The sequence below is a fragment of the Herbaspirillum sp. LeCh32-8 genome (assembly GCF_017814915.1).
Taxonomy (GTDB): domain Bacteria; phylum Pseudomonadota; class Gammaproteobacteria; order Burkholderiales; family Burkholderiaceae_D; genus Herbaspirillum.
This window is the reverse complement of the sequence record NZ_JAGIPZ010000006.1, coordinates 90,257-112,265: the sequence shown is the minus strand read 5'-3', so window position 1 is coordinate 112,265 and position 22,009 is coordinate 90,257. Positions and strand designations below refer to the sequence as shown.

17 protein-coding genes are annotated in these 22,009 nt (G+C 63.2%); 15 read left to right on the top strand and 2 right to left on the bottom strand.

The genetic code is table 11. From position 1 onward, the window contains the following. Positions 1-188 precede the first annotated feature (188 nt). From J8I26_RS12720 to J8I26_RS12655, 14 genes are all read left to right on the top strand, one after another. Positions 189-1,700 carry a CoA-acylating methylmalonate-semialdehyde dehydrogenase gene (locus tag J8I26_RS12720; protein WP_209607482.1) on the top strand — a complete coding sequence of 504 codons (1,512 nt, stop codon included), beginning with the start codon at positions 189-191 and terminating at the stop codon, positions 1,698-1,700. A gap of 162 nt (positions 1,701-1,862) precedes the next feature. Then, positions 1,863-3,485 carry a GMC family oxidoreductase N-terminal domain-containing protein gene (locus J8I26_RS12715; protein WP_209607481.1) on the top strand — a complete coding sequence of 541 codons (1,623 nt, stop codon included), beginning with the start codon at positions 1,863-1,865 and terminating at the stop codon, positions 3,483-3,485. Positions 3,486-3,697: 212 nt separating this feature from the next. Continuing rightward, positions 3,698-4,468, top strand: coding sequence for an ABC transporter ATP-binding protein (locus J8I26_RS12710; protein ID WP_209607480.1), 771 nt, complete (start codon positions 3,698-3,700; stop codon positions 4,466-4,468). Between the two features lies 1 nt (position 4,469). Continuing rightward, positions 4,470-5,225 carry an ABC transporter ATP-binding protein gene (locus J8I26_RS12705; protein WP_209607479.1) on the top strand — a complete coding sequence of 252 codons (756 nt, stop codon included), beginning with the start codon at positions 4,470-4,472 and terminating at the stop codon, positions 5,223-5,225. 232 nt (positions 5,226-5,457) lie between these two features. Continuing rightward, positions 5,458-6,666 (top strand): ABC transporter substrate-binding protein, encoded by a 1,209-nt coding sequence (locus tag J8I26_RS12700; protein ID WP_209607478.1) that lies wholly within the window; start codon positions 5,458-5,460, stop codon positions 6,664-6,666. A 149-nt stretch (positions 6,667-6,815) separates the two neighbouring features. Continuing rightward, positions 6,816-7,700, top strand: a complete 885-nt coding sequence (locus tag J8I26_RS12695) for a branched-chain amino acid ABC transporter permease (protein ID WP_209607477.1) — start codon at positions 6,816-6,818, stop codon at positions 7,698-7,700. Between the two features lie 13 nt (positions 7,701-7,713). Continuing rightward, complete coding sequence (locus tag J8I26_RS12690) at positions 7,714-8,697, top strand: branched-chain amino acid ABC transporter permease (RefSeq protein ID WP_209607476.1); 984 nt, start codon at positions 7,714-7,716, stop codon at positions 8,695-8,697. Positions 8,698-9,013: 316 nt separating this feature from the next. Beyond that, positions 9,014-9,775, top strand: a complete 762-nt coding sequence (locus tag J8I26_RS12685) for a TSUP family transporter (RefSeq protein ID WP_209607475.1) — start codon at positions 9,014-9,016, stop codon at positions 9,773-9,775. Positions 9,776-10,151: 376 nt separating this feature from the next. Next, complete coding sequence (mnmG, locus tag J8I26_RS12680; protein ID WP_209607474.1) at positions 10,152-12,083, top strand: tRNA uridine-5-carboxymethylaminomethyl(34) synthesis enzyme MnmG; 1,932 nt, start codon at positions 10,152-10,154, stop codon at positions 12,081-12,083. A 35-nt stretch (positions 12,084-12,118) separates the two neighbouring features. Then, positions 12,119-12,781, top strand: a complete 663-nt coding sequence (gene rsmG, locus J8I26_RS12675; protein WP_209607473.1) for a 16S rRNA (guanine(527)-N(7))-methyltransferase RsmG — start codon at positions 12,119-12,121, stop codon at positions 12,779-12,781. Continuing rightward, positions 12,781-13,326, top strand: coding sequence for a lipocalin family protein (locus tag J8I26_RS12670; protein ID WP_209607472.1), 546 nt, complete (start codon positions 12,781-12,783; stop codon positions 13,324-13,326). The genes rsmG and J8I26_RS12670 overlap by 1 nt, the downstream gene beginning before the upstream one ends. A gap of 98 nt (positions 13,327-13,424) precedes the next feature. Continuing rightward, complete coding sequence (gene leuE / locus J8I26_RS12665) at positions 13,425-14,057, top strand: leucine efflux protein LeuE (RefSeq protein WP_209607471.1); 633 nt, start codon at positions 13,425-13,427, stop codon at positions 14,055-14,057. 18 nt (positions 14,058-14,075) lie between these two features. Next, positions 14,076-14,846, top strand: coding sequence for a ParA family protein (locus J8I26_RS12660; RefSeq protein WP_209607470.1), 771 nt, complete (start codon positions 14,076-14,078; stop codon positions 14,844-14,846). A 35-nt stretch (positions 14,847-14,881) separates the two neighbouring features. Beyond that, entirely contained in the window at positions 14,882-15,796 is a 915-nt protein-coding gene (locus J8I26_RS12655; protein WP_209607469.1) for a ParB/RepB/Spo0J family partition protein, read from the top strand. Between the two features lie 371 nt (positions 15,797-16,167). On the opposite strand, the gene J8I26_RS12650 is transcribed toward J8I26_RS12655, so the two are convergent. Continuing rightward, a complete protein-coding gene (locus J8I26_RS12650) occupies positions 16,168-17,703 on the bottom strand; it encodes a glucan biosynthesis protein G (protein WP_209607639.1) in 1,536 nt (511 codons plus the stop codon). A gap of 270 nt (positions 17,704-17,973) precedes the next feature. Between J8I26_RS12650 and bglX the strand changes: the two genes are divergently transcribed. Continuing rightward, positions 17,974-20,331 (top strand): beta-glucosidase BglX, encoded by a 2,358-nt coding sequence (gene bglX, locus J8I26_RS12645; protein ID WP_209607468.1) that lies wholly within the window; start codon positions 17,974-17,976, stop codon positions 20,329-20,331. Positions 20,332-20,603: 272 nt separating this feature from the next. Here bglX and J8I26_RS12640 read toward each other — a convergent pair whose 3' ends face one another. After that, complete coding sequence (locus J8I26_RS12640; protein WP_245200300.1) at positions 20,604-21,941, bottom strand: MFS transporter; 1,338 nt, start codon at positions 21,939-21,941, stop codon at positions 20,604-20,606. Positions 21,942-22,009 lie beyond the last annotated feature (68 nt).

Here is a 22,009-nt window from a genome sequence, read left to right as displayed (position 1 = left end):
AACTCTTATGTTGCTGTTGATGAAAACTCATTGGATGGCGAACCGGCAGAGGGCTATTCTTGGCGGGTCCGGTTTGACCTGCATTCATGTGATGCAGCTTCGGCATCGCCCCGCATCTCCATCGCCGGGCCCCCAGGATCAGGAGACGGATCCGGCCCGGTCTTACAGAAATAACCAAAGGAATACTTATGAGCCTTCCGCACATCGACCATTTCATCAACGGCAAGCTGTCGCGTTCCGAGAGCGGCCGCAGCCAGGACGTGTTCAATCCCGCCACCGGCAGCCCGACCGCCAAGGTCTCGCTGGCCTCGGTCGATGAGGTCAACGCTGCTGTTGCCGCCGCGGCCGCCGCTGCGCCGGCCTGGGCCGAGACTGCGCCGTTGAAGCGCGCGCGCGTGCTGTTCAAGTTCAAGGAGCTGATCGAGCAGAACCACGACGCCTTGGCCAAGGCCATCACGCTGGAGCACGGCAAGGTGTTTTCGGATGCGAAAGGGGAGGTCACGCGCGGCCTGGAGATCGTCGAGTTCGCCACCGGCATTCCGCAGCTGCTGAAGACGCAGTTCACCGACAACATCGGCGGCGGTATCGACAACTGGAACCTGCGCCAGCCGCTGGGCGTGACCGCCGGCATCACCCCGTTCAACTTCCCGGTGATGGTGCCGCTGTGGATGGCGCCCATTGCGATCGCCACCGGCAACAGTTTCGTGCTCAAGCCGTCCGAGCGCGATCCCTCGCCCTCGCTGATGCTGGCCGAGCTGTTCAAGCGCGCCGGCCTGCCTGACGGCGTGTTCAACGTGGTGCAAGGCGACAAGGTGGCGGTCGACGCGCTGCTGGAGCATCCCGAGGTGCAGGCGGTGTCCTTCGTCGGCTCTACCCCGATTGCCGAATACATCTACCGCAAGGCCACCGAGCGGGCCGGTACTTACCCGCTGCGCGCGCAGGCCCTGGGCGGCGCCAAGAACCATCTGGTGGTGATGCCGGACGCCAACCTGGACCAGGCGGTGGATGCCCTGATCGGCGCCGCCTATGGCTCCGCCGGCGAGCGCTGCATGGCGATCTCGGTGGCGGTGGCGGTAGGCAGCGTGGCTGACAAGCTGGTCGAAGCGCTGATTCCGCGCGTCAAGGCGCTGAAGGTGAAAAACGGCATGGAGGACGACGCCGAGATGGGCCCGCTGGTGACCGCCGCGCACAAGGCCAAGGTCGAGGGCTACATCCAGAGCGGCGTCGATGCCGGCGCAAAATTGCTGGTCGACGGCCGCGGCCTGAAGGTGTCGGGTCATGAGAACGGTTTCTTCATCGGCGGCACGCTGTTCGATAACGTCACCACCGACATGAAGATCTACCAGGAAGAAATCTTCGGTCCGGTGCTGTGCGTGGTACGCGTGCCCGACTTCGCCTCGGCGGTGCAACTGATCAACGCGCACGAGTACGGCAACGGCGTATCGCTGTTCACCGCCGACGGTAATACCGCGCATGAATTCTCGCGTCGCATCCAGGTCGGCATGGTGGGCATCAACGTACCGATTCCGGTGCCCATGGCCTGGCATTCCTTCGGCGGCTGGAAGCGTTCGCTGTTCGGCGATACGCATGCCTACGGCGAAGAAGGCATCCGCTTCTATACGCGCTACAAGTCCATCATGCAGCGCTGGTCGGCGACCATCGGCAAGGGGGCGGAATTCACCATGCCGGTGGCGAAGTAAATCTACAGCGGCAACGTGACATCGCGCCGTCGTCTCGGGAAATTTGCGACGGCGGCCGATGTTGCGCGCCTGTGTTTTTCATCGTCGATCACGCATTGATGACGGCGCGGGTTTGGCTAGCAGCGCAGCCTACAAGAACGACAAATAAAAAACGGAGACACCATGCAATCGGCAGGGCAATACGACTACATCATCATCGGCGCCGGCACCGCCGGCTGCGTGCTGGCCAACCGTCTTTCCCAACAGCGCGGCGTGAAGGTGCTGCTGCTGGAGGCCGGCGCTAAGGACGACTACATCTGGATTCACATTCCGGTCGGCTATCTCTACTGCATCAACAATCCGCGCACCGACTGGATGTTTCGCACCGAGGCCGATCCCGGCCTGAACGGACGCAGCCTGATTTACCCGCGCGGCAAGGTGTTGGGCGGTTGCTCGTCGATCAACGGCATGATCTACATGCGCGGTCAGGCGCGCGATTACGATGAGTGGGCGCAGGTCACCGGCGACGACAGCTGGCGCTGGAACAACGTGCTGCCCTTGTTCAGGAAGAGCGAGGACTATCATCTCGGCAGCGACGAATTCCATGGTGCCGGCGGCGAGTGGCGCGTGGAAAAACAACGCCTGCGCTGGGACATCCTGGATGCCTTCCGCGAGGCGGCGGCGCAGAACGGCATTCCCAAGGTCGACGATTTCAATCGCGGCGACAACGAAGGCTGTGGTTACTTCGACGTCAACCAGAAGCGCGGCATTCGCTGGAATGCATCCAAGGCCTTCCTGCGGCCGGCGATGAAGAACGGCAACCTGGAGATCATGACCGGCGCGCACGTGAAGAAGCTGCGCTTTAGCGAGGGCGCCGACGGCCCGGTGTGCACCGGCGTCGAGTTCACCGGCGGCGGCAGCGAATGGTTTGCCGAATCGAAGCACGAGACTATTCTGGCGGCCGGTGCGATCGGCTCGCCGCACATCCTGCAGTTGTCGGGCGTGGGCGCGCCGTCGTTGCTGCAGCAGCACCAGATCCCGCTGCAGCATGCGCTGGACGGGGTCGGTGAAAACCTGCAGGATCACCTGCAGATCCGCACCGCGTTCAAGGTCACCGGCGCCAAGACGCTCAATGCCATGGCGTCGACTTTGCTGGGCAAGGCGATGATCGGGCTGGAATACATGTTCCGGCAGAGCGGGCCGATGTCGATGGCGCCGTCGCAGCTGGGCGCGTTTGCCAAGTCCGATCCGTCGCAGGCCAGCGCCAACCTGGAGTATCACGTGCAGCCGCTGTCGCTGGAGAAATTCGGCGATCCGCTGCATGCCTTCCCGGCCTTCACCGCCAGCGTATGCAACCTGCGGCCGACCTCGCGCGGGCACGTGCGGCTCGCATCCGTGGATCACGCGCTGGCACCGAAGATCACGACCAATTATCTCGCCACGCAAGAAGATCTGAGGGTGGCGGCCGACTCGCTGCGGCTGACGCGACGCATCGCCGCCGCGCCTGCGCTGGCCAAATATCGACCGGAAGAATTCAAGCCGGGCCTGCATTACGAGACCGAGGAAGACCTGCACCGCGCCGCCGGCGAAGTGGGGACGACGATTTTCCATCCTGTGGGCACTTGCCGCATGGGGCGGGACGACGACGCGCTGGCCGTGGTGGACTCGCAATGCCGCGTGCGCGGGATCCGGGGACTGCGGGTGGCGGACGCCTCGGTGATGCCGTCCATCACCTCGGGCAACACCAATTCGCCGACCGTCATGATCGCCGAGAAAGTCGCTTCCCACGTGCTTTCCGGGCGCTGAAACTAAATTTTCAGGGCGCTGACCAATACGGTACTTATACGTATTGTAGGAATGGTACGACTCGGCTACTATGCGCCAAATATTAAAACGAGCTTCTCGATTCGCCATATAAAACGACGGTCCCTTTTGCTACCCGCATGAGGAGATTCGCAGTAGGGCAGGCCTTGACGACCGGATCAACCGGCGCGGGCATAAAAGGGAAAGAAGAGACCATGACAGACGTCATTCTGGAGACAAAGAACCTGACGAAGGAATTCAAAGGGTTCACGGCGGTAAGCGCGGTCAATCTGCAAATTGAGCGCGGCCACATTCATGCATTGATCGGCCCCAACGGCGCCGGTAAAACCACCTGCTTCAACCTGCTGACCAAGTTCCTGGTGCCGACCTCGGGCCAGATCCTGTTCAACGGGAAAGACATCACCATGGATGCGCCTGCGCAGATCGCGCGCCAGGGCATCATCCGTTCGTTCCAGATCTCGGCGGTGTTCCCGCACATGAGCGTGCTGGAGAACGTGCGCATCGGCCTGCAGCGCAAGCTCGGCACGTCCTTCCATTTCTGGAAGAACGGCGAGAGCCTGAAGCAGCTCGACCAACGCGCCATGGAGCTGCTGGAAGAGGTCGACCTGACCAGCTTCGCCCACACCACCACGGTAGACCTTCCCTACGGCCGCAAGCGCGCCCTGGAGATTGCCACCACGCTGGCGATGGAACCCGAGCTGATGCTGCTGGACGAACCGACCCAGGGCATGGGCCATGAGGACGTGGATCGCGTTACCGCGCTGATCAAGAAGGTTTCAGCCGGTCGCACCATCCTGATGGTGGAGCACAACATGAGCGTGATCTCCGGCATCTGCGACCGCATCAGCGTACTGCAGCGCGGCGCGCTGCTGGCTGAAGGCACGTACGCGGAAGTCTCGCGCAATGCGCAGGTGATGGAGGCCTACATGGGCACCGCCGCCGGCGAACTGCAGGGAGCGCACTGATATGTCGACCGCAACCATGAACAGCCCCGTGAGCCAATCCACTTCCAACGCGCCGCTGGCGCTGCAAATCAGCGACCTGCAATCCTGGTACGGCGAATCGCACATCCTGCACAACGTCAACCTGAACGTGCACCAGGGCGAGGTCGTGACGCTCCTGGGCCGCAACGGCGCCGGTCGCACTACCACGCTGCGTTCCATCATGGGCTTAGTCGGCACCCGCAAGGGCTCGATCAAGATCAACGGCCAGGAAACCATCAACCTGGCCACCCACAAGATCGCCCACCACGGCGTGGGTTATTGCCCGGAAGAGCGCGGCATTTTCTCCTCGTTGTCGGCGGAAGAAAACCTGCTGCTGCCGCCCTTCGTGTCGAAGACCGACCGCGGCATGTCGATCGAAGAGATCTACGAGATGTTCCCCAACCTGAAGGAGCGTCGCAACAGCCAGGGCACTCGCCTGTCGGGCGGTGAACAGCAGATGCTGGCGGTGGCGCGCATCCTGCGCACCGGCGCGCGCCTGCTGCTGCTCGACGAGATCTCCGAAGGCCTGGCGCCGGTCATCGTGCAGGCGCTGGCGCGCATGATCACGACGCTCAAAGCCAAGGGCTACACCATCGTGATGGTCGAGCAGAACTTCCGCTTCGCTGCGCCCCTGGCTGACCGCTTCTACGTGATGGAGCACGGTCAGATCGTCGAGTCGTTCGAGTCCTCGCAGCTGGAAGCGAAGATGCAGACGCTGAACGAGCTGCTGGGCGTTTAAGTTCCACCGCGGCAGCGCCTGTGTCTTGTCGCACAGGCGCGCTTACTCCGCACTCGGCGCGTAGCAGCGGTCGCACGCAGCAGATCCACACCACAAGAACACTACTGCATCACCATAAGAAGAAGTACTGCCAATAAGTACGCTCGCGGGGGAAGCGATCCTTTCTCCGCTCCATAAAAAGTTGTCTCGCATCACAACCCATTTAGCGGGCTTCATAACTGAGGAGATGAAAATGAAACTTAAGGCAATGGCACTCGCCGTCACCGCTGCTGCGGCGGCATTCTCGATGGCGCCGGCATCGGCCCAGATTTCGGGTGACGTGATCAAGATCGGTTTCATCACCGACATTTCCGGCGTCTATTCCGACATCGACGGTCAGGGCGGCGCTGAAGCGATCAAGATGGCGATCGCCGACATGGGCGGCGCCATCAACGGCAAGAAGATCGAACTGGTGGTCGCCGACCACCAGAACAAGGCCGACGTCGCCGCCAGCAAGGCGCGCGAATGGTTCGACCAGCAGGGCGTGGACATGCTGATCGGCGGCACCAACTCGGGCACCGCGCTGGCTTCGGCCAAGGTCGCGGCCGAGAAGAAGAAGGTCTACATGCAGATCGGCGCCGGTTCGGCCCGCCTGACCAACGAAGAGTGCTCGCCGTACACCGTGCACTATGCCTACGACACCGTGGCGCTGGCCAAGGGCACCGGTTCGGCAGTGGTGAAGCAGGGCGGCAAGAGCTGGTTCTTCCTGACCGCCGACTACGCCTTCGGCCACTCGCTGGAATCTGACACCGCCGCCGTCGTGAAGGCCTCGGGCGGTACCGTGGTCGGTTCCGTGAAGCACCCGCTGGGCGCGTCCGACTTCTCCTCCTTCCTGCTGCAGGCGCAAAGCTCCAAGGCCCAGATCGTCGGCCTGGCCAACGCCGGCGGCGACTTCATCAACTCGGTGAAGGCAGCCAATGAATTCGGCATCACCAAGACCGCCAAGCTGGCCGGCCTGCTGGTGTTCATCAACGACGTCCACTCGCTGACCCTGAAGACCACCGAAGGCCTGTACCTGACCGACAGCTGGTACTGGGACGCCAACGACGAGACCCGCGCCTTCGCCAAGCGTTACTTCGCCGTGCGCAAGAAAATGCCGTCCTCGCTGCAAGCCGCCGATTACTCGGCAGCGCTGCAGTACCTGAAGGTGGTCAAGGAAATCGGCACCGACGATTCCGAGAAGGTCATGGCGGCACTGCGCAAGGCCAAGTTCAACGACGTGTACCAGAAGAACGGTTACCTGCGCGCCGACGGCCGCGTGATGCACGACATGTACCTGTACCAGGTCAAGGCGCAGTCGGAATCGAAGTATCCGTGGGACTACTACAAGCTGGTGCAAACCATTCCTGCCGAGCAGGCATGGACCACCAAGGCTGAGTCCAAGTGCGCGCTGTGGAAGTAAAGAAGAGGTTCTGAGCAGTAAAGGCAATTCGCAAAATCTGTCATTTCTGCGCAATCGGGAATGGCAGATTTTTGCTGTAGGAAGCGGCCCTCGGAGGAGGGCGGTTTTCGGCAATTGCGTTCTTCACCCATCTGGATGAACGGGTTTTTATGGATATATTCGGCATTCCCCTGCAAGCCTTGTTGAGCCAGCTGCTGCTGGGCCTGGTCAACGGCTCCTTCTACGCCATGCTGTCGCTGGGCCTGGCGGTGATCTTCGGCTTGCTCAACGTGATCAACTTCGCGCACGGCACGCTTTACATGCTGGGCGCCTTCCTCGCCTGGATGGGGTTGAGCTATTTCGATCTCAACTACTGGGTCATGCTGGCGCTGGCGCCGGTCATCGTGGGCATCTTCGGCATCATCATCGAGAAGACCATGCTGCGCTGGCTCTACAAGCTGGACCACCTGTATGGCCTGCTGCTGACCTTCGGCATCACGCTGATGATCGAGGGCATCTTCCGCTCCATCTATGGCGTGTCCGGCCAGCCGTATTCGGTGCCCGACCTGCTGCAGGGCGCGACCAACCTCGGTTTCATGGTGCTGCCGAACTACCGCGCATGGGTGGTGGTGGCCTCGCTGGTGGTGTGCTTCGCCACCTGGTTCGTGATCGAGAAGACGCGCTTGGGCGCCTACCTGCGCGCCGGCACCGAGAACCCGAAACTGGTGGAAGCCTTCGGCATCAACGTGCCGCTGATGGTGACCCTGACCTACGGCTTCGGCGTGGCGCTGGCGGCCTTTGCCGGCGTGCTGGCGGCGCCGGTGATCCAGGTTTCGCCGCTGATGGGCTCCAACCTGATCATTACCGTGTTTGCTGTGGTGGTGATCGGCGGCATGGGCTCCATCCTCGGCTCCATCGTCACCGGCCTGGGCCTGGGATTGGTGGAGGGCCTGACGCGCGTGTTTTATCCGGAGCTGTCGGCCACCGTGGTCTTCATCATCATGGGCATCGTGCTGATGGTGCGTCCGGCCGGCCTGTTCGGCAAAGAGAAATGAGAGTGAGACCGGCATGAACAAGAAACTGATTATTGTCATTTTGTTAATACTTGCGCTGGCCGCACCCTTCGGCGTCTATCCGGTGTTCCTGATGAAGATGCTGTGCTTCGCGCTGTTCGCGTGCGCCTTCAATCTGCTGATCGGCTACACCGGCCTGCTGTCCTTCGGCCACGCTGCCTTCCTGGGTTGGGCCGGCTACATGTGCGGCCAGGCGCTGAAGGTGTGGGGTCTGCCGACCGAGCTGGGCCTGGTGGTGGGCACGGCGACCGCGGCGTTGATCGGTCTGGTGATGGGCTTGCTGGCGATCCGCCGGCAGGGCATCTACTTCACCATGATCACGCTGGCGCTGGCGCAGATGCTGTTCTTCGTGGCCCTGCAGGCGCCGTTCACCGGTGGCGAGGACGGCCTGCAAGGCGTACCGCGCGGCAAGTTGCTCGGCTTCATCGACCTGGGCAACGACCTGACGCTGTACTACGTGGTGCTGGCCATCGCCGTGTTCGGCTTCGCGCTGATCGTGCGCACCATCAACTCGCCGTTCGGGCAGGTCCTGAAAGCGATCAAGGAGAACGAGCCGCGCGCCATCTCGCTGGGTTATGACGTGGCGCGTTACAAGCTGCTGGCTTTCGTGCTGTCGGCTGCTCTGTCGGGGTTGGCCGGTTCCACCAAGACCCTGGTGCTGGGCTTCGAAACCCTGACCGACGTGCACTGGAGCATGTCCGGCCTGGTGGTGCTGATGACGCTGGTCGGCGGCCTGGGCACCATCGTCGGTCCGATCGTCGGCGCGGTGATCATCATCATGCTGGAGAACAAGCTGGGCGATATCGGCAACTGGCTGGCCAGCGTGACCCACATCGACTGGTTCAACACTCTGGGCGACTCGGTCACCATTGTCACCGGTTTCATCTTCATCGTCTGCGTGCTGCTGTTCCGTAAGGGCATCGTCGGCGAGATCCTGGCGTTGACCAAGAAAGGGCAGACCGCAAGCCAGGGTCACTGATCCTCAGATCAACAGAGCGGATGCCATCGGCGACGATGGCATCCTTGCCGCCGGCAAGTCACCGCAGGGTGATTTCCCGGCGGTAATTTTTTGTCCAAAGGGTTTGCGATAGCCGGCGCCGCTCTGGCGCAAAGAGGACCGTAACAGTTCGTTCTGTTGCGCAACAGCTGATTGCAGCGGGCTTGATCTGTTGCCAATACGGCGGAGCAGGGCGGGGTAGAATAGCGCTCCGCAGCCGGGGAGGCTGCGGCCCCGCTTATCCCTTCCTTCGAAAGTCTTGTAATGCAATCTCGTATTTCCAGTCAGGTGGTCTTCCATGCTTGACTACGTGATCCTGTGTGCCGCCGCCTTCGTTGCCGGATTGATCGACGCCGTGGTCGGCGGTGGCGGGCTGGTGCTGGTGCCCACGCTGTTCTCGGTATTCCCCAACACCGCCCCGGCGACCTTGCTCGGCACCAACAAGGTGGCCGGGGTGATGGGCACCAGCGCCGCGGCCATCAACTTCGCGCGCAAGGTGGCGGTTCGCTGGAGCACCGCCACGCCGGCGGCGATCGCGGCTTTTGCCTTGTCCTTTTTCGGCGCCTATGTGGTGACGCACGTGCCAACCGACCTGATCCGCAAGGCCTTGCCCTTCGTGTTGATCGCGGTCGCGCTGTACACCTTGAAGAAAAAGGACTTCGGCACCACCCACGCGCCCACGCTGACCGGCGCCAGGGAGATGATCTACGCCGCGCTGATCGGCGCCGCCGTCGGGTTCTACGATGGCGTGTTCGGCCCGGGCACCGGCAGCTTCCTGGTGTTCCTGTTTGTGCGGGTGTTCAGCTACGACTTCCTGTCGGCGTCGGCGGTCTCCAAGTTCGTCAACATCGCCACCAACCTGGCGGCGCTGTGCTGGTTCGGTTACAGCGGTCACGTGATCTGGCAGTTGGGTTTGCTGATGGCGGTGTTCAATATCGGTGGTTCTCTTGTGGGTACGCGCTTGGCCATGAAACATGGCAGTGTGTTCGTGCGCAAGCTGTTCCTGGTGGTGGTCGGGGTATTGATTGTGAAGAGCGCGTATGACGCCTTCCTCAAATAAGGCGACTTTCACCGGCCACTGTTTCACGTGAAACAGTGGCAAGAAAACGTGATGCGAAGAACGGAGCTACGGCTCCGTTTTTCATTTGTACAAAAATGACGATGTTTTCAGGTGTATCCTGACCCACCCCCAAAACAATGCAAATTTTCTGCAATGTTTCACGTGAAACAGCGCGGCAGATGTTTCATTGATCAGCTACGGCTATGGCTGAACGAAACCGATAGCGTCCAACAAGAGAAGGGGAGTGAGGTAAACCAACATCATCCGGGGCGATATTCGGCCTAATCCGACCCACCTCCCGACCCCGCCCGGGAAAAGACTTTATAATCTCGCCTCTGCTCTCACCTCTGTCTTTTACCTCTCCAAGAGGCGCTCCATGCTATATCCCACACAATTTGACGTCATCGTCGTTGGCGGCGGACACGCCGGCACCGAAGCCGCACTGGCCGCGGCACGCATGGGCCAGAAGACCCTGCTGCTGACGCACAACATCGAAACCCTGGGCCAGATGTCTTGCAATCCGTCCATCGGCGGCATCGGCAAGGGCCACTTGGTCAAGGAAGTCGATGCCATGGGTGGGGCAATGGCGATCGCCACCGACGAGGCGGGCATCCAGTTCCGCATCCTGAACTCGTCCAAAGGCCCGGCCGTGCGCGCCACCCGTGCCCAGGCTGACCGCGTTCTGTACAAGGCGGCGATCCGTTCGCGCCTGGAAAATCAGCCCAACCTGTGGCTGTTCCAGCAGGCGGTGGACGACCTGATGATCGAAGGCGACCGTGTGGTCGGCGCCGTGACCCAGGCTGGAATCCGTTTCCAGGGCAGGGCAGTGGTGCTGACCGCAGGGACTTTCCTGGACGGGAAGATCCACGTCGGCCTCAATAACTACTCCGGCGGCCGCGCCGGCGACCCGCCAGCGGTGTCGCTATCGGCCCGCCTGAAGGAGCTGAAGCTGCCCCAAGGCCGCCTGAAGACCGGCACGCCGCCGCGTATTGACGGCCGCAGCATCAACCTGGCGATCCTCGAAGAGCAGCCGGGCGACCTGGATCCGGTGCCGGTGTTCTCGGTCATGGGTAATGCAGAGATGCATCCACGCCAGATGCCGTGCTGGATTACCCACACCAACAGCCGCACCCACGACATCATCCGCGGCGGCCTGGACCGCAGCCCGATGTACACCGGTGTGATCGAAGGCGTGGGCCCGCGCTATTGCCCGTCCATCGAAGACAAGATCCACCGCTTCGCCGGCAAGGATTCGCACCAGATTTACCTGGAGCCCGAGGGCCTGACCACCCACGAGTTCTATCCCAACGGCATCTCCACCAGCCTGCCGTTCGACGTGCAGCTGGAGCTGGTGCGCTCGATGAAGGGCATGGAAAACGCCCATATCCTGCGTCCCGGCTATGCCATCGAATACGATTACTACGACCCGCGCGGCCTGAAGTCCTCGCTGGAAACCCGCCAGATCGGCGGCCTGTTCTTCGCCGGCCAGATCAACGGCACCACCGGCTACGAAGAAGCCGCGGCTCAGGGCATGCTGGCCGGCATCAACGCTGCGCTGCAGACCCAGGGCCGTGACGCCTGGACTCCGCGCCGCGATGAGGCCTACCTCGGCGTGCTGGTCGACGACCTGGTCACGCAAGGCGTGCAGGAGCCGTACCGCATGTTCACCAGCCGTGCCGAGTACCGTCTCTCGCTACGCGAAGACAACGCCGACCTGCGCCTGACCGAAATCGGCCGCGAACTCGGCTGCGTCGGCGACGCCCAGTGGGCCGCCTTCGACAAGAAGCGCGAAGCGGTTGCACGTGAAATGGAACGCCTCAAGTCGACCTGGGTGAACCCGCGCATCCTGCAGGCCGCCGAAGCCGAGCGCGTGCTGGGCAAAGCCATCGAGCGCGAGTACAACCTGCTGGAGCTGCTGCGCCGTCCCAACGTGAACTACGACAGCCTGATGAGCCTGACCGGCGCCGAAGGCCAAGCCCTGGCCGGCCCCGGCATCGAGGACGGCCCGGTGCGCGAGCAGGTCGAGATCCAGGTCAAGTACGCCGGCTACATCGCCCGCCAGGCCCACGAGATCAGCCGCCAGGATCACAATGAAAACCTGAAGCTGCCGGCCGACCTCGACTACATGGACGTCAAAGCGCTGTCCATCGAAGTGCGCCAGAAGCTCAACAAGCACAAGCCCGAAACCCTGGGCCAGGCCTCGCGCATTTCCGGCGTGACCCCGGCGGCGTTGTCGCTGCTGCTGGTGCACCTGAAGAAGGGCGGCCTGAAGGTGGCCGTACAGGCTGACGACAACCAGGCGGCCTGACTTTCAGTTACCCACAAGAACAAGACGGACCACGGATGAGCACCAAGGCAGACCAGAACACCCTGACCCAAACGCTGAAGGACGGCGCCGCCGCGCTTGGCCTGGCATTGAATGAGCGCCAGCTGTCGCGACTGATGGCCTACCAGGCGTTGATGCTGAAGTGGAACAAGGTCTACAACCTGACGGCGCTGCGCGATCCGGCCCAGGTGATCAGCCATCATCTGCTGGACTCGCTGGCCGCGGTGCCGGCCTTCGCCGGCGCGCAGCGCGTGCTGGATGTGGGCGCCGGCGGCGGCCTTCCGGGCATCGTGCTGGCCATCTGGGCCGCCGATGCCGAGCCGCAGATGTCCATCACCCTGGTCGACACGGTGCAGAAGAAAACGGCCTTCCTGACCCAGGTGAAGGCAGAGTTGCAGTTAAGCAATGTCACGGTGTTCCATGCGCGCGTGGAAGAGTTGCCCACAGAGCAACAGTACGACGTCATCACCTCGCGCGCCTTCGCGGAACTCAACGACTTCATCGACTGGTCGAACCACCTGTTGCAGCAGGGCGGCAAGTACATTGCCCTGAAAGGCGTCATGCCGCAACAGGAAATCGACCGGCTCCCGGCCGCCTGGAAAGTGGAGAAGGTACAGCCCTTGCATGTGCCGGGACTGGATGCCGAGCGGCATCTCATCTTCATCGAAAGAATGTCCTGATGACCAACTTATCCAAGGCCGTTGCCGCGCTGTCCTTGTCGCTTGCCGCGATGAGCGTCTGTGCGCTGACTTATGCACAGGAAGTGAAGACCGTTCCCGCAGTCGACCTCAAGCGCTACGCCGGCACCTGGTACGAGATCGCCAAATTCCCCAACGGCTTCCAGAAGAAGTGCATCTCTAACACCACCGCCCAATACAGTGCGCGCGAAGACGGCGAGATCAACGTCGTCAACCGCTGCAAGACCGCTGACGGCAACGACGAAGCGCAAGGCGTGGCGCGCGTGGTCCCGGGCAGCAACAACAGCAAGCTGCAGGTGCGTTTTGCGCCGGCCTGGCTGGGCTGGCTGCCGATGGTCTGGGGCGACTACTGGATCATGGAGCTGGATGCGCAATACACGCTGGTCACGGTGGGCAGCCCGTCGCGCGAATATCTCTGGATCTTGTCGCGCACGCCCACCATCACCGAAGAGCAGTACGAAAACGCCGTGAACAACGCCACCAAGCAGGGCTTCGATACCTCGCGCCTGGTGAAGAGCAAACAATAAGGACCGGCGCCGAACGGCAGCAGCAAGGCCGCGATGACATCGGCAAGGCGGGCGCCACGATGCGGCGCAGAGATCAACAAGGCAAGGGAGACGACCACATGCAGGCAGTGTTTCATTCCATCGGCATTACCGACGTCTGGCAGCTGATCGCCGCCACCATGGTGTTCCTGCTGTTGCCCGGCCCCGGTACCTTCTGCGTGCTGACCTGCTCGGCCAAGCACGGTGTGCGCGGCGGCTTCTCCGCCATCGCCGGGCTGATGCTGGGCGACATCGTGCTGATGTTCCTGGCGGCGGTCGGCGTGGCCGCGCTGCTGCATGCCAATCCGCTGCTGTTTCGCGGGCTGCAGTACCTGGGCGCAGCCTACCTGGCCTACCTCGGATTGCGCCTGCTGTTTGCAAGAGGCGAGGGCGGTGGTACAGTCGTACCCTTTTCCAACGCCGCTGATTTCCGGCGCGGCTTTCTGGTGACGCTGATCAACCCGAAAGCCATCGTGTTTTACATGGCGTTCTTCCCTTTGTTCCTGGATCCCGCCACGCAACAGGGCGCGCTCACTTTCGTCACGATGGGCGCGGTGATCTGCTGCTGCACCGCCTTCTACGGCAGCCTGCTGGTCCTGGTGGGCAACATGGCGGCACGGCGCCTGGCGCGCAATCGCACCATCGCCACGCTGGCTTCACGCGCCGCAGGAGTGTTCCTGATCGGCTTCGGCATCAAGTTGACGACACAATAAGCGAGTAATCAAAACAACATGGCTAAAATTTTTTGCGTCGCCAACCAGAAGGGCGGCGTCGGTAAGACCACTACCGCAGTCAACCTGGCCGCCGGCCTGGCGCAGCACAACCAGCGCGTGCTGCTGGCCGACCTCGACCCGCAAGGCAACGCCACCATGGGCGCCGGCATCAACAAGGCCACGCTGGAGGCGTCGATCTACGAAGTGTTGCTGGGCATGTCCGACATCCGCAGCGTGCGCAAGACCTCGGAAGCCGGCAAGTTCGACGTGCTGCCGGCCAACCGCGAGCTGGCCGGCGCCGAAGTCGAGATGGTCGAACTGGAGCAGCGTGAAGCGCGCCTGAAAAACGCCTTCGCCGAGGTCGCCGACGACTACGACTTCATCCTGATCGACTGCCCGCCGGCGCTGTCCATGCTGACCTTGAACGGCCTGTGCTCGGCGCACGGCGTGATCATCCCGATGCAGTGCGAGTACTACGCGCTGGAAGGCCTGTCCGACCTGGTCAACACCATCAAGAAGGTGCACGCCAAGCTGAACCCGGAGCTGAAGGTGATCGGCCTCCTGCGCGTGATGTTCGACCCGCGCATGACGCTCTCGCAGCAGGTCTCCGACCAGCTCGAGCAGCACTTCGGCGACAAGGTCTTCAAGACCGTCATTCCGCGCAACGTGCGTCTGGCCGAGGCTCCTTCGTATGGCGTGCCGGGCGTGAATTTCGATCCCAATTCCAAGGGTGCGCAAGCCTATATCGCGTTCGGCGCGGAAATGGTCGAGCGCATCAAGACGCTGTAATTTATCCACAGCGTCGCTTTTCATCAGGCAATCCAATGGCAACATCTCTGAAAAAATCCAAGGGTCTCGGACGCGGTCTGGAAGCGCTCCTGGGCGGCTCCTCCGACATCACCGAAGAGGCGCAAGCCCAGGCCGCGCAGGCCGGCCTGCCCAGCGTGATGCCCGTCACCGAACTGCAGGCCGGCAAGTACCAGCCACGCAGCCGCATGGACGAGGGCGCGCTCAACGAACTGGCGGCATCGATCAAGGAACAGGGCCTGCTGCAGCCCATCCTGATTCGCGCCATCGGCCAGAAGAACGGTAAGGACATCTACGAGATCATCGCCGGCGAGCGCCGCTTCCGCGCGGCCAAGATCGCCGGCCTGACCGAGGTGCCGGTGCTGGTCAAGAACGTCGACGACCAGACCACCGCCGCCATGGCGCTGATCGAGAACATGCAGCGCGAGGACCTGAACCCGCTGGAAGAAGCGCAGGGCATCCATCGCCTGATCACCGACTTCGCGTTCACCCACGAGCAGGCCGCGGTCGCGGTCGGTCGTTCGCGCAGCGCGGTGTCCAACCTGCTGCGTCTGCTGAACCTGGCCAAGCCGGTGCAGACCATGCTGATGGCCGGCGACATCGACATGGGGCACGCCCGCGCGCTGCTGGTGGTCGATTCCGCCACCCAGATCCAGCTGGCCAACCAGATCGTCGCCAAGCGCATGTCGGTGCGCGACGCTGAAAAGCTGGTCACGCGCGCCTCCGCCGAGCAGGCCGCCAAGCCGCGCGAAGGTAAGGAAAAGTCGCGCGACATCACGCGCTTGGAAGAAGAGCTGTCCGACCTGCTGGCCACCCAGGTCAACATCAAGACCGGCGCCCGCAACAAGGGCCAGCTGATCATCAATTTCAGCGACCTCGATGCGCTGGATGGCGTGATCACGCGCTTGCGTGGGGAGTCGGTTGAGTCCTGATCCGGATTAGCCATCAAATTAAAACGCCGTCGGGTGCGAACCGGACGGCGTTTTGTTTTATGCACAGGCGGCGCGCAACAAACGACACTGGGTCCCGGCCTGCGCCGGGACGACAACAGGTGACTCGACTAATTGAGGTCAGGTTTCTTCCCTCAATCGTGCGCAAGTGGCATGCGGCGAACGATACTGGGTCCCCGCTTTCGCAGGGACGACGCAGAGGAGAATAAATGAACCCTCGTCTGTTCGAGTCCATCAACGACCTGTCGTCCCTGCGAAAGCAGGGACCCAGCGTCGTTGACCGGCCGTAAAAACAAAAAGGGCCGCCCCAACCGGAGCAGCCCTCAATAAATGATATAAATAATTTAACGAAATCAGAACGTCCGCTGCACATCCGAGCGCGGCGGCAGCTGGTAGCTCCAGGTTTCAGTCAGCACCTTAGGCCCGGCGATCAGCGCCGCGCGCAGCTCGGTGGCCTGCGCCACGTTGCGGATCTTCACCCGCAGCGTCAGGCGCCAGCCGTTGATGGCAGGGTTGGGCTGCAGCTGCGCGTCGATCAGCTCACCGTTGTTGGACACGCTCACCTGCGGCTGCACCTGCGTGCCGGCCGGCAGCTTGGCCAGCGCGTCGCCGGTGAAGTCCACCAGCAGCGCGGTGGTGCCGTCGAAGGCGCGGATCAGGTTGGCCTGCGTCAGCTCGCCGTCGGTGTGGAAGGTCTGCTTGACCCAGCCGACTTCGTTCTTCAGGATCGCCGGCTCATCCATGGTCCAGTGGATGCGATAGTCGAAGGCCAGCGGCGTGCCCTTGGCCGGTCGCTGTTCCGGCAGCCAATAGGCCACGATGTTGTCATTGGTCTCGTCGGCGGTGGGGATCTCCACCAGCTGCACAGCGCCACGGCCCCAATCGCCCTTGGGCTCGATCCACGCGCTCGGGCGCAGGTCGTAACGGTCCTTCAGGTCTTCGAAATTGGAGAACTCGCGGCCGCGCTGCAACAGGCCGAAGCCCCGCGGATTGGTGACCTCGAACGAACTCACCTCCACGTTCTGCGGATCGTTCAGCGGACGCCACAGCCACTCGCCGCTGCCGGTGTGGATCGCCAGGCCGTTGGAGTCGTGGATGGCCGGGCGGAAGTTGCGGCGCGAGGATTGCTGGTTGGGGCCGAACAGGAACATGCTGGTCAGCGGCGCCACGCCCAGGCGGCCCACTTCGCCGCGCAGGAACACGCGCGCCTGCACGTCCAGCAGCGAATCCTGGCCGGGCGTGAGCGTGAACTTGTAGGCGCCGGTGGCGCGCGGCGAGTCGAGCAGGGCGTAGAAGTTCAGCTGCTTGTCGCCGGGTTTGGGGCGCTCGATCCAGAACTCGCGGAAGTTGGGAAACTCCTCGCCGCTCATCATCGCCGTGTCGATCGCCAGGCCGCGCGCCGACAAGCCATAGATCTGCCCCTTGCCGATCACGCGGAAGTAGCTCGCGCCCAGCACGCTCATGACTTCGTCTTCCTTGTCGGCGCGATTGACCGGATAGACCACGCGAAAGCCCGCGTAACCCAGGCGCGAAGTGCTCTCGCGGTCGAAGTGCAGGTCGCCGAAGTTGAAGCGGTCGGTGCTGTAGCCGATCTCCTGCACGCGGCCGTCGATGATCTCGTGGATCAGCACCGGCGAATTGAACTGCATGCCCTGGTGATAGAAGGCCAGCTTGAACGGCGTCTTCTGGTCGCGCCATTCGAACTTCTCGCTCTTGGGCTGGATCTTCATGTAGTCGGCGAACTGCATCCCCGAGAACACCGGCGGCAGGTTGCTCACCGGCTTCTGGTAAGGCTGGTCGGCCAGCGCCTTGGCGCGGGCCGTGGCTTGTTCCAGCGAGAAACCTTGCGCCTGGGAAGCGCTTGCCAGCAGGGCCGCAGACAGCAGCATCGCGCATTGCGCCAGCAGGCGCGGCGGGGAAATTTTCAGCACGTTTGCAATCACTCGTCTCTCCACAAAGGCGCGGCGCCCACCGGCGCCGCAAGCCGCTTGCCATGCCGGCAAGCATCAAAACAGAATAATATAGCGAACCGTCACGGCACTGGCGCGTCATAGAGAACAAGCACACACCGCGCCACGCCTGCCAAGCAGTCTTCAGGCCGCTGCCTGATCGTATGAAAGCAGCGCGTCGCCAAAGTTTAGAAAAAAGAGAGGAAACCAGTGTCCATCAAGCTTTCCAAGAGCCTGGCCGCCCACGCGCGCCGCTCACGTCCGCGCCGCGCCATGGCATTGAGCGCGCTGGCCCTGGCCTGTACCGCCGCCTTGCTGGCGCCGCCGGCCTGGTCGCAGGCCAACATGGCCTTGCTGGGCGACAAGACCGCCTTCATCGACGACCTGATGCGCCAGATGACGATGGACGAAAAGATCGGCCAGCTGCGCCTGGTCAGCATCGGTCCCGACATGCCGGCCAAGAAACTGGCCGAGGAGTTCGCCGCCGGCCGCGTCGGCGGCACCTTCAACTCCGTCACCCGCAAGGACAACCGCCCGCTGCAGGACGGCGCCATGCGCTCGCGCCTGAAGATCCCGATGTTCTTCGCCTATGACGTGATCCACGGCCACCGCACCACCTTCCCGATCGGCCTGGGCCTGGCCTCCAGCTGGGATCTCGACGTCGTCGCCACGGCCATGCGCGTGTCGGCGCAGGAGGCCGCCGCCGATGGCATCGACATGACCTTCGCGCCGATGGTCGACATCAGCCGCGACCCGCGCTGGGGCCGCACCTCGGAAGGCTTCGGTGAAGACCCTCACTTGGTCTCGCGCATCGCCGAGGTCTCGGTGCGTGCGCTGCAGGGCGAGAGTAAGCCGATCGCCGCCGACCGCGTGATGGCCAGCGTCAAGCACTTCGCGCTGTACGGCGCGGTTGAGGGCGGACGCGACTACAACGTCGTCAACATGGACCCGCAACGCATGTACAACGACTACCTGCCGCCGTATCGCGCCGCCATCGACGCCGGCGCCGGCGCGGTGATGGTGGCGCTGAACTCGATCAACGGCGCGCCCGCCACCTCCAACACCTGGCTGCTGCAGGATCTGCTGAGAAAGGAATGGGGCTTCAAGGGCCTGACAGTCAGCGACCACGGCGCCATCACCGAGCTGGTCAACCATGGCGTGGCGCAAAACGAGAGCGAGGCCGCGCGCTTGTCGATGAAGGCCGGCACCGACATGAGCATGGCCGATCAGGTCTACATCAGCCAGCTGCCGGCGCTGCTCAAATCGGGCAAGGTCTCGCAGCAGGAACTGGACAACGCCGTGCGTGAAATCCTCGGCGCCAAGTACGACCTCGGCCTGTTCAAGGATCCGTATGTGCGCATCGGCCGCGCCGCCGACGATCCGGCCGACGTCAACGCCGAGAGCCGCCTGCACCGCAGCGACGCGCGCGCGGTGGCGCAGCAGTCCATGGTGCTGCTGGAGAACCGCAACGGCGCGCTGCCGCTGAAGAAGAACGCGCGCATCGCGCTGGTCGGCCCGCTGGCCGATTCGCACCTCGACATGCTGGGCAGCTGGTCCGGCGCCGGCGTGGACAAGCAGACCGTGACCGTGAGGCAAGGCCTGGAGCAGGCGCTGCAAGGCGGCAAGCTGAGCTACGCGCGCGGCGCCAACATCACCGAAGACAAGCACATCGTCGACTACCTCAACTTCCTCAACTGGGATGACCCGGAAGTGGTGCAGGACAAGCGCAGCCCGCAAGCCATGATCGACGAGGCGGTCAAGGCGGCGCGCAACGCCGACGTGGTGGTAGCGGTCGTGGGTGAGTCGCGCGGCATGTCGCACGAGTCTTCCAGCCGCACGCAGCTGACCCTGCCGGAGAGCCAGCAGGCGCTGCTGAAGGCCCTCAAGGCCACCGGCAAGCCGCTGGTGCTGGTGCTGATGAACGGCCGCCCGCTGGACCTGAACTGGGCGCGCGAGAACGCCTCGGCGATCCTGGAAACCTGGTACACCGGCACCGAGGGCGGCCATGCGATCGCCGACATCCTGTTCGGCGACGTCAATCCTTCCGGCAAGCTGCCCATCACTTTCCCGCGCTCGGTCGGCCAGATCCCGACCTATTACAACCACGCGCGCCTGGGCCGTCCGTTCACCGAGGGCAAGCCGGGCAATTACACCTCGCAGTACTTTGAAGAGCCCAACGGTCCGCTGTATCCGTTCGGTTATGGTCTGAGCTACACCGAGTTCAGCCTGTCGGGCGTGACGGTGTCGCAGCCCGTCATGCAGGCCGACGGCCGCGTCGACGCCACGGTCACCGTGAAGAACACCGGCCGCCGCGCCGGCGCCACCGTGGTGCAGCTCTACATCCGCGACCAGGCCGCGTCCGTGGTGCGTCCGGTCAAGGAGCTCAAGGACTTCCGCAAGGTGATGCTGCAGCCGGGCGAGCAGAAGGAAGTGCGCTTCACCATCGACCGCAAGGCGCTCAGCTTCTACAACGCCAAGCTGGAATACGTGGCCGAGCCGGGCGAGTTCCAGGTGCAGGTGGGGCTGGATTCCAAGGACGTGAAGACGGCGTCGTTCACGTTGGAGTGAGCGCGTAGTTCGGCGGTGAGGGGCGTGACAGGAGTACGTTAACGCCGCTGGGTTCCTGCGTTCGCAGGGACGACACTGAGGAAAAAACTTGAACCCTCGGCTGTGCGAGTCCATTCATGGCTCGTCGTTCCTGCGAAAGCAGGAACCCAGTGTCGTTCATCGCGAACCGGCAGAATAAAAAAGGGCGCACCACACGGTGCGCCCTTTGTGTTTTTTACAGATTGCTCAATAAATTATATAAATAATTATTCGAGCGTCATCTCCCTTTCCCATCACTCCTTCTCACGCAAACTCGCCGGCATCGCAAACATCAGCAACAGCATGCAAAGGATGGTCATGCCGCCGATCGTGTACAGCGCCGGCGTGGTGCTGCCGGTGAGGTCGCGGATGCGGCCCACCATCACCGGGCTGACGATGCCGCCCAGCTGGCCCAGCGTATTGATCAGCGCGATGCCCGCGGCTGCGCCGGCGCCGGTCACCAGCTTGGGCGGCAGCGCCCAGAAGGCCGGGATCGAGGCCACCACGCCGGCGCCCATCACGCCCAGCGCGGCGATCAGCAGCACGGTCTGCTTCTCGAACAGGCCGGCGGCGAAGAAGCCGATGGCCGCCAGCGCCAGCAAACCGATCACGAAGCGACGGCGTTCGCCGCGCGCATCCGACAGGCGCCCGACGATGATCATCGCCGCCGCCCCGCACAGGTAGGGCACGGCGGTGAGCAGGCCGATCACGGTCGGGTTCTGCGTGCCGGCGGTGCGGATCAGGTGCGGCGCCCAGAAATTCAGGCCGTAGGAAGCCACCTGGATCAGGAAGTACACCAGCCCCAGCATCAGGAAGCCCGGGGTCCTGATCGCGGAGAGCAGCGAGTGGCCGCGCTCATGGCGCGCCGGCGTCGACACATGGGCGGCCAGGGTTTGCTGCTCCGCGGGCGACAGCCAGTGCGCATCTTCGATGCGATCCTTGAGTCGGCGCAGCACCACCAGACCCAGCAGGATGCAGGGCAGGCCGCCCAGCATGAACAGCCAGTGCCAGCCGCGAATGCCCATCACGCCTTCCAGGTGGCCCAGAATCATGCCCGAGACCGGCGCGCCGATCAGGCCGGCGAAGGCCGACGCCAGGAACAGCATGGAGGTGATGCGGCCGCGATGGCTGTTGGGGAACCACAGCGTCAGGTAGTACAGCACGCCCGGCGCGAAGCCGGCTTCCATCGCGCCGATGATGAAGCGCAGCGCATAGAACTGCCACTCGCTGCTGACGAACACCATGGCCGCCGTCGCCAGCCCCCAGGAGATCATGATGCGCGCGATCCAGCGCCGCGCGCCGACCTTGTAGAGGAACATGTTGCTGGGTACCTCGAACAGCACGTAGCCCACCACGAACAGGCTGGCGCCCAGGCCATAGGCGGTATCCGACAGGCCGAGGTCGCCCTGCAGCTGGAACTTGGCGAAGCTGATGTTGATGCGGTCGAAGAAGGCGAACAGATAGCAGATCATGATCAGCGGCATGATGTGCCAGGTGGCCTTGCGCACGATGGCGCCGATGGCGGCTGACGCGGCGTGCACGTTGTCAGTGGTGGGTTGGCGCGGCAGATCCGCGGCGGCGTGAGTGCTCATGGTGCTTGTCTCCTGTTGGATTGGATGGCGTAAGGACGGCTTGCCGGCGCCTGCGACAGGCGCAGGGC

Excerpts from the sequence above, each read along its gene's own strand:
- J8I26_RS12720 (WP_209607482.1), top strand. The coding sequence starts at position 189 with ATGAGCCTTCCGCACATCGACCATTTCATCAACGGCAAGCTGTCGCGT.
- J8I26_RS12715 (WP_209607481.1), top strand. The coding sequence starts at position 1,863 with ATGCAATCGGCAGGGCAATACGACTACATCATCATCGGCGCCGGCACC.
- J8I26_RS12710 (WP_209607480.1), top strand. The coding sequence starts at position 3,698 with ATGACAGACGTCATTCTGGAGACAAAGAACCTGACGAAGGAATTCAAA.
- J8I26_RS12705 (WP_209607479.1), top strand. The coding sequence starts at position 4,470 with ATGTCGACCGCAACCATGAACAGCCCCGTGAGCCAATCCACTTCCAAC.
- J8I26_RS12700 (WP_209607478.1), top strand. The coding sequence starts at position 5,458 with ATGAAACTTAAGGCAATGGCACTCGCCGTCACCGCTGCTGCGGCGGCA.
- J8I26_RS12695 (WP_209607477.1), top strand. The coding sequence starts at position 6,816 with ATGGATATATTCGGCATTCCCCTGCAAGCCTTGTTGAGCCAGCTGCTG.
- J8I26_RS12690 (WP_209607476.1), top strand. The coding sequence starts at position 7,714 with ATGAACAAGAAACTGATTATTGTCATTTTGTTAATACTTGCGCTGGCC.
- J8I26_RS12685 (WP_209607475.1), top strand. The coding sequence starts at position 9,014 with ATGCTTGACTACGTGATCCTGTGTGCCGCCGCCTTCGTTGCCGGATTG.
- mnmG (WP_209607474.1), top strand. The coding sequence starts at position 10,152 with ATGCTATATCCCACACAATTTGACGTCATCGTCGTTGGCGGCGGACAC.
- rsmG (WP_209607473.1), top strand. The coding sequence starts at position 12,119 with ATGAGCACCAAGGCAGACCAGAACACCCTGACCCAAACGCTGAAGGAC.
- J8I26_RS12670 (WP_209607472.1), top strand. The coding sequence starts at position 12,781 with ATGACCAACTTATCCAAGGCCGTTGCCGCGCTGTCCTTGTCGCTTGCC.
- leuE (WP_209607471.1), top strand. The coding sequence starts at position 13,425 with ATGCAGGCAGTGTTTCATTCCATCGGCATTACCGACGTCTGGCAGCTG.
- J8I26_RS12660 (WP_209607470.1), top strand. The coding sequence starts at position 14,076 with ATGGCTAAAATTTTTTGCGTCGCCAACCAGAAGGGCGGCGTCGGTAAG.
- J8I26_RS12655 (WP_209607469.1), top strand. The coding sequence starts at position 14,882 with ATGGCAACATCTCTGAAAAAATCCAAGGGTCTCGGACGCGGTCTGGAA.
- J8I26_RS12650 (WP_209607639.1), bottom strand. The coding sequence starts at position 17,703 with ATGCTGCTGTCTGCGGCCCTGCTGGCAAGCGCTTCCCAGGCGCAAGGT.
- J8I26_RS12640 (WP_245200300.1), bottom strand. The coding sequence starts at position 21,941 with ATGAGCACTCACGCCGCCGCGGATCTGCCGCGCCAACCCACCACTGAC.